The organism is Ereboglobus sp. PH5-10 (assembly GCF_029504735.1).
In the GTDB taxonomy this organism is placed as follows: Bacteria; Verrucomicrobiota; Verrucomicrobiia; order Opitutales; family Opitutaceae; genus Ereboglobus.
In genome coordinates this window covers 1-5,885 of the sequence record NZ_JAQFIP010000034.1, presented here as the reverse complement: position 1 = coordinate 5,885, position 5,885 = coordinate 1, and the positions used below count along the sequence as shown (strand labels likewise).

General features: G+C 55.2%; 10 protein-coding genes. 8 read left to right on the top strand and 2 right to left on the bottom strand.

The genetic code is table 11. The features are described 5' to 3' along the window. The 3 genes from M2447_RS13560 to M2447_RS13550 form a co-directional block, all read left to right on the top strand. The coding region (locus M2447_RS13560) for a hypothetical protein (protein ID WP_277559040.1) at positions 1-456 on the top strand (456 nt) is incomplete at its 5' end. A 170-nt stretch (positions 457-626) separates the two neighbouring features. Next, the gene (locus M2447_RS13555) at positions 627-1,046 is read left to right on the top strand and encodes a hypothetical protein (protein ID WP_277559039.1); all 420 of its coding nucleotides are present in this window, start codon (positions 627-629) and stop codon (positions 1,044-1,046) included. Between the two features lie 224 nt (positions 1,047-1,270). After that, the gene (locus M2447_RS13550; protein ID WP_277559037.1) at positions 1,271-2,200 is read left to right on the top strand and encodes a hypothetical protein; all 930 of its coding nucleotides are present in this window, start codon (positions 1,271-1,273) and stop codon (positions 2,198-2,200) included. Positions 2,201-2,245: 45 nt separating this feature from the next. On the opposite strand, the gene M2447_RS13545 is transcribed toward M2447_RS13550, so the two are convergent. Then, positions 2,246-2,506: a helix-turn-helix transcriptional regulator gene (locus M2447_RS13545; RefSeq protein ID WP_161554740.1), complete on the bottom strand. Its 261-nt coding sequence runs from the start codon at positions 2,504-2,506 to the stop codon at positions 2,246-2,248. A gap of 493 nt (positions 2,507-2,999) precedes the next feature. Here M2447_RS13545 and M2447_RS13540 point away from each other — a divergent pair, with 493 nt between their 5' ends. From M2447_RS13540 to M2447_RS13520, 5 genes are all read left to right on the top strand, one after another. Further along, on the top strand, positions 3,000-3,653 hold the full coding sequence (locus M2447_RS13540) for a hypothetical protein (protein ID WP_277559036.1): 654 nt from the start codon (positions 3,000-3,002) through the stop codon (positions 3,651-3,653). Positions 3,654-3,969: 316 nt separating this feature from the next. Further along, complete coding sequence (locus M2447_RS13535; protein ID WP_277559035.1) at positions 3,970-4,311, top strand: hypothetical protein; 342 nt, start codon at positions 3,970-3,972, stop codon at positions 4,309-4,311. A 127-nt stretch (positions 4,312-4,438) separates the two neighbouring features. Continuing rightward, positions 4,439-4,660, top strand: a complete 222-nt coding sequence (locus tag M2447_RS13530) for a DUF433 domain-containing protein (protein ID WP_277559034.1) — start codon at positions 4,439-4,441, stop codon at positions 4,658-4,660. Next, positions 4,657-4,977: a hypothetical protein gene (locus tag M2447_RS13525; RefSeq protein ID WP_277559033.1), complete on the top strand. Its 321-nt coding sequence runs from the start codon at positions 4,657-4,659 to the stop codon at positions 4,975-4,977. Before M2447_RS13530 ends, M2447_RS13525 begins: the two co-directional genes overlap by 4 nt. A 138-nt stretch (positions 4,978-5,115) precedes the next feature. Next, entirely contained in the window at positions 5,116-5,463 is a 348-nt protein-coding gene (locus tag M2447_RS13520) for a helix-turn-helix domain-containing protein (RefSeq protein ID WP_277559032.1), read from the top strand. Between the two features lie 131 nt (positions 5,464-5,594). On the opposite strand, the gene M2447_RS13515 is transcribed toward M2447_RS13520, so the two are convergent. Next, a partial coding sequence (locus M2447_RS13515; protein ID WP_277559031.1) for a hypothetical protein occupies positions 5,595-5,885 on the bottom strand: 291 nt, incomplete at its 5' end.

The following is a 5,885-nucleotide window of genomic DNA, read 5'->3' as shown; positions in this document are numbered from 1 at the left end:
TTCGACGCGCTGCCGGACCAGCCCGACATCGAATGGCAGGTTGACGCCTACTTCCACGCCAGAACCAGGCTCGAGCGCGAAATCTCCCACGAGGTTTGGCTGCGCCTGCCGGCGATTTTGAGGGCCATCTGGAAGGCGGACAAAATCGAGGACGCCTTCCAGTGGGTCGAGGCGGACGCTGACGCGACGGAAACCACCGGGCTGACGAAAGCCGAAAGTGTCATCGTCAACAGCCTCCTGGACAAAATCGTCGAGATGGAATCGCCGCCGTCGCAGGGCGTGAATCCCTTTTATTCCTTCGTCACCGACAGGTTTGGAGCTTTCACCTCGGGGACATGGCCGGAGGCGGATGAGTTCGGAAAACTGTCGGCGGTGAAACGACGCATTGCGAAGGAAAAAATCATCGAGACGTTCGGATGGGTGGAGCTTTTGCCGCTTCCGGACGATTGCATCTGAGCTGATGTGGCAACACGAGAGCCGCGGTCCTTCGGGCCGCGGCTCCCGCATGTTTTGCCCCGCGGGCGTCCTCGCGCGCGGCTTTTTGTATTCATCCGAAGTTTCGGTTGAAGGGTTCGCGGGCGAAGACACCCGAAAAAATGACAAGCAACAAACCATGTATCATAAAATTGATACAACCCTCCGGGCGCACCGTGCCCGTTCCCCTCGCGCTCCTGCGCGGCCTCCGAAGCATCCATATCTATGGAAAACACGAAACCGAGGCCGATGACGCCAACGCCGCCGAGGAGGGCTTCCGCCAACTCGACAACGACATCAATGTCACCGACGCCCAAGCGCGCTCAATCACCGCCTTGACGACGATGAACATGGGCACCCGCACCAACGACTACGAGACGCTTCTCGAGGCCGGAGTCGCCGAGGTGGTCCTTGATGTCAGCGGCAGAACGATCATCCATGACGGAAAACACAGCATCGTTTTCACGCCAAAAAATGGATGGAGGGTGAAAGGCTCCAAGTCGGACTACGCGCCGACTCTAGCGCACCTGCTCGCCTCGATTCACGGAGAAACGCCGCCGTCGTTTGAGTAGGCTCGCAGACTGACAAAGCGCCCGCCGACCGGCTTTGCGGAAACAATTCCGCGAGCCGCGAGGCGGGCGGTTTTTGACCGGGGTTTATGCGAAGCCGGTCGTGAAAACGCCGTCACATCAATCCATCAAGAGTAAACTATCAATAGTAGTATCTTCTTGCCATAGAAACCTGCGATGAAACACTCACGCATGTCTCGCCCCGCACAATTCCAACCACAACCATCATGACCCAGCACTCCATCTCGCCGGCGGACACATCCGCCACGCCGGACAACAAAAAACGCGTTCTCACGCGCCGCGAGCGACTGCATGCGCTTATCGGAAAACTCCTCGGAATCACCCCGAGGCAGTTGATCACCCGTTCGCAACTGGACGTGGAAGTCGCCAGGGCGCTCCGCGATTTCAAAATTGTCCCTCAGGACAGCGCCGCCGGCGACGCGTCCGCTGGCGCTTGCAAAAACCAAACGAAAAACACCGCCATCTTTTTCATCCAGAGCAAGGGCGCCCTCGGCAAAACTTTTTGCTGCGCGCATCTCTACGAATACCTGAAAAACCTCGGTCACAAATTTCTCCTGCACAACGCCGATTCAATCAGCGGGGAACTCGTAAAAATTTTCCCCGAGACAATCCCCAACCGCCTCAAGATAGATCGCTTTGAAAACCAGGACTTGCTTTTCGATTCCCTGCGCGAAGGAAAAAATATCATCGCCGACTTCGAGGGTGGCTTCGCTGTAATAGACGCAATCCTGGATGTGTTTATCGGCAAATTTGACTTCGAGGCATTCTGCAACGAAACCGGCACCAAACTCATTTTGATCGTCCCCGTCGATGGCGGCTACGCCAACACCAAATGTTGGCTCGATCTCAAAAACGCATTCCCTTGGGCCACATTCTATCAAATCAGAAGAGCGGACGATGATTCGCCGCGCGCGAAATACCCCGAACACCCGCCCGGACGGACCCTCTTCATGCCTCACTTGAGCGGAGGCGATCCGGTGAAGCTCGCCTTTTACAGGGAGGGACTGACAGCCAACATGCTCGCCAATCGCCTCGACATGATCGACGCGATCAACGCCAAGGTTTTCAGGGATATGCTCTACCGGGAGTTTGCGAAACTTCTGAATCACATCCCGTCGCCGGGCACGCGCCGGTGATTTGCCCTGGACGCAACCGCGGGCGTGCCGCGCCGCCGGCTGCGATCAAAGCTTCAGCTTTTTGAGCAGTGTTGACGGAGGCTTGCCCAGCGCCCGGCACACATCGGCGAGCAGGGCGACAGTGATGGTGCGCTGCCCGCGCTCGATGAAACCGATGTAGGAGCGGTGAATGCCGGCCTCGTGCGCGAAATCGTCCTGGTTGAGACCGATTTTCTTGCGCTCGGCGGCAATCAGCCGTCCGAGCTTCTCGGAGAGCTCCTTCTTGTGTTTGCGTCTCTCGGCGCGGCGTTTTTCACCGGACTTCATGCGGACACACTGGCAAAAATGGCATAAGGAGTCACCCATGAATAATAGGACATCAATAGTAGTTTGTCTTTGCCATGCAATTCCCCGTGAAAACACTCGCCGCGCACGATTCGGAAACGCGCAACTGGCCCGCGCCAAAACAGCGCTCATTTAAATCATTTATGACACCACCGCCAAACGAGCCGTCAAACCGACACCCCTTGGAGGATTTTTTCAACGCGCCGGAAAATCAAAGCGCCTCCCTCAAGTTCCGGATAAGGCTGCATGCATTCATCGGCAGACTCCTTCGCATACCGCCGCCACGGTTTATCACCCGCGCACAACTCGACGCGGAAATCGATAAAATCAACAGGGATTTTAAAATATTATAATGCATTCGATTCGTCGGATTCTTGTTTTTCAACGCACCGGCAAGCGCGCAAAAGCGCAACCACCGCAATTTCCCCCTCCACTCCACCGCAACACCATCATCACCGATTTTATCAAAATCAACATGGCACAACGCACACGCAAAGACAGACGTCCCGAGGCCGGCCACCGGATAATCCTAAGCCGGAAAACATCCGACAAAATCGCAGCCCAAGCGGACGGCGTCGAAGACTTCGCCAAAAAAATTCTCGCCGCCGGAAGCAAAAGCCCGGTTTGCGAAATCCCCCACAATATCCCCGCCGGCGCGGAGAACAAATCCGCCGACCGGGCCATCAATAAAGCAATCGGCAAAATCCTCGCGCGACCGAAGAGGAGCCGCGCAAAGAATCCGCACACAGCAAGGGTTCGTGAACTGCTCGCCGCCACGCTGCGCGACGAAATCGTCCAGTCAGTTCCAGGCCTCGTCCAAACCTACCTCATTGGGGCGATGAAAATTTACCAGGCCGAGCACAGTAAATGGGCCAGAAATGGCAACGCAACCGCGCGCATCACGGACTCTGACGAGGCAATATTCTGGGAGATGATGTGGAATGCGCTGGAACCGGCGCGCGCCGCAGGGACAACCCCCGTCAAGGCGTTTCTCAACGGAACACTTTCCGAGCTGATGAAAGACGAGCCGGTGATGCGGCGATACGAAAAATTGCCGTCGGAAACAAAGACACTCCTGCTCATCCTCGTCATGCGGATAATGCAAATGACGCCGGCAGCCTCCGCCTGATATTTTCCGCAAACCCGGCTCACTCCTGTGCGCGCATTTTTTGCGCCTACTACCCGCGGATTTTTCGATCCGCCCGAACAATCCGCCCAAGCCTTCCACTATTCACACCCATGATGCCCCCGCTCCAAGCTATTTTGAGGCCCCTCCATGCCTCAGCTCACGTTAATCTGTTTTATAAATATGGGCGGTGCTGGAACTCATATCGCCTGCTCAAGCGGGATGACCCGAGCCGAGAAAGGCTATTGGCCGAGGCCGACGTAATTTTTGACGATGCTATTGCGACTCTTAACAGGCTCAAAGCTTCGCGCGCAAAAAAATGGCCGACGGCTTCGTCCTCAAGACCGCGCAAATGCGCATCAGCATCGACAACGACACATTTTTCTCACCCCGCTCAAGCACCACGACCGCAATCTACACTGATTACGGCACCGTGCTTACGTCGGGCACCTACGTTGCGACAATCTCCAACAAATACGGCCTCACCTACGGCAACGTCACCAGCAGCGCAGTCACCGTAACCGTCACCACAAGTGGCGGCAACACCGGCGGCAATAACAACAGCTCGTCCGGTGGCGGCGGCGGTGGCGGAGCCCCGTCGTTCCTCTACGTCGCCGGCCTTGCGATCGCTGGACTACTCAAGCGGCTCGCAAAGCGCTAACCAAGCATCACGCCAACGATTCAAAACCTCCAAGGGTGAGGCCTTGGGGTCTCTTTATACACATGAAAACATTCATACAACTCACACCACTTGACAGCAACAACCAAATGCCGCAGCATCCGCTACAATGACACTTAATTGGGACAATTGCCCTGCCGTCTCACGCTCCTCCGACGTGATGAGCGGAGCGGTCGTTTTCGCTGGCACTCGAGTCCCCGTGTCCGCCCTTTTCGAAAACATCGAGGGAGGAGCCACCATAGACGACTTTCTATCGTGGTTTGAAGGTGTCACAAAAGAACAAGTGAACGAGGTGCTTGAGTTCACAACCAGCAGCCTCGCACCCGCATGAAAATCCTTTTCGATCAAGGGACACCCCTGCCCCTTAAAAAATATCTCGCGGCGCACACAGTCTCAACAGCCTATCAGCGCAGTTGGCACGAAAAGAAAAACGGAGATCTCATCGCCACAGCCGAAGAAGCAGGCTTCGATTGCATTATTACGACCGACAAAAATTTGAGGTATCAACAAAACCTCACGAACCGAAAAATCGCGATCATCGTGCTGCCCCTAACAAGATGGGACATAATCGAAAAACACATATCAATCGTCGAACAAACCGCCGAACAAGCTGTTCCCGGCGCGTTTCTCGAAATTTTGTTTCCCTAACCGCTTGGTATTCATCTTCCGGCTGCTCCCGCGCGCCGAATGCGACAAAAGCCGATGGAAATCCGAGTTATAAAAACAAGCGCCAAAAAGTCATTCGAAAGCCTCCCCAAAACCTACAATGAATTGGTAGGCATTCACATGCCCCGTCCCATTCACGACGAGGCGGATTACAACAACACCGTTGAAATGGTGGACATGCTCGCAGGCCACGACCTTACGCCCGATCAAGAGGACTATCTTGTTATCCTCGCCGGACTAATTGAAACCTACGAAAAAGAGCATGTAAAAGAAAGTCTTCCAAAAAATGCAAATGTGCTGGGTTACCTGATGCAAGAACACGGGATAACCGGAGACGGACTCGCCCGCATACTGGGCATCGACCGCTCAACGGCCTATCGTTTAGTCAAAGGCGAACGAAATCTTACCGTCCCCCACATCAAAACCCTCGCAAAGCATTTTAATATTTCAACAGAAGCTTTCATGTAACCAACAAAGCTCAACACCATCAACTTGCCCCAAGCAGCCTCCAAGGTTCAACACTTTGGGGGCTTTTTGTTTCAACTACGGCCCGACGTGGGGCTTTGCCCTCAAATAAACCTGAAAACCGCGATTGGAGATTAATTTTGCAGCAAGCCCGGGGGGATGTCCCTTGGTTTTTCACCGGGCTGTTCCAATCGCGGCGCGATTGAACGGCACCATCGCAATGTCTGTTCGATCATCGGCTTGCGTTTTTCCAACCCGCCCCAGCTGCCGCTCATGTGCAGCACATGCTTGTGCCCGCTTCGCCCGCCCACCGCTCCGCACAGGAACACCTCCGTGCGCAGCGTCACCGGACGCTTGTATTCGCGCTTTTCGCCCAACGCCGCCCCCTGCCACACACTGAGCAGGTTGAAGAGCATCAGCACAGA

Excerpts from the sequence above, each read along its gene's own strand:
- M2447_RS13540 (WP_277559036.1), top strand. The coding sequence starts at position 3,000 with ATGGCACAACGCACACGCAAAGACAGACGTCCCGAGGCCGGCCACCGG.
- M2447_RS13545 (WP_161554740.1), bottom strand. The coding sequence starts at position 2,506 with ATGAAGTCCGGTGAAAAACGCCGCGCCGAGAGACGCAAACACAAGAAG.
- M2447_RS13535 (WP_277559035.1), top strand. The coding sequence starts at position 3,970 with ATGGCCGACGGCTTCGTCCTCAAGACCGCGCAAATGCGCATCAGCATC.
- M2447_RS13530 (WP_277559034.1), top strand. The coding sequence starts at position 4,439 with ATGACACTTAATTGGGACAATTGCCCTGCCGTCTCACGCTCCTCCGAC.
- M2447_RS13520 (WP_277559032.1), top strand. The coding sequence starts at position 5,116 with ATGCCCCGTCCCATTCACGACGAGGCGGATTACAACAACACCGTTGAA.
- M2447_RS13525 (WP_277559033.1), top strand. The coding sequence starts at position 4,657 with ATGAAAATCCTTTTCGATCAAGGGACACCCCTGCCCCTTAAAAAATAT.
- M2447_RS13550 (WP_277559037.1), top strand. The coding sequence starts at position 1,271 with ATGACCCAGCACTCCATCTCGCCGGCGGACACATCCGCCACGCCGGAC.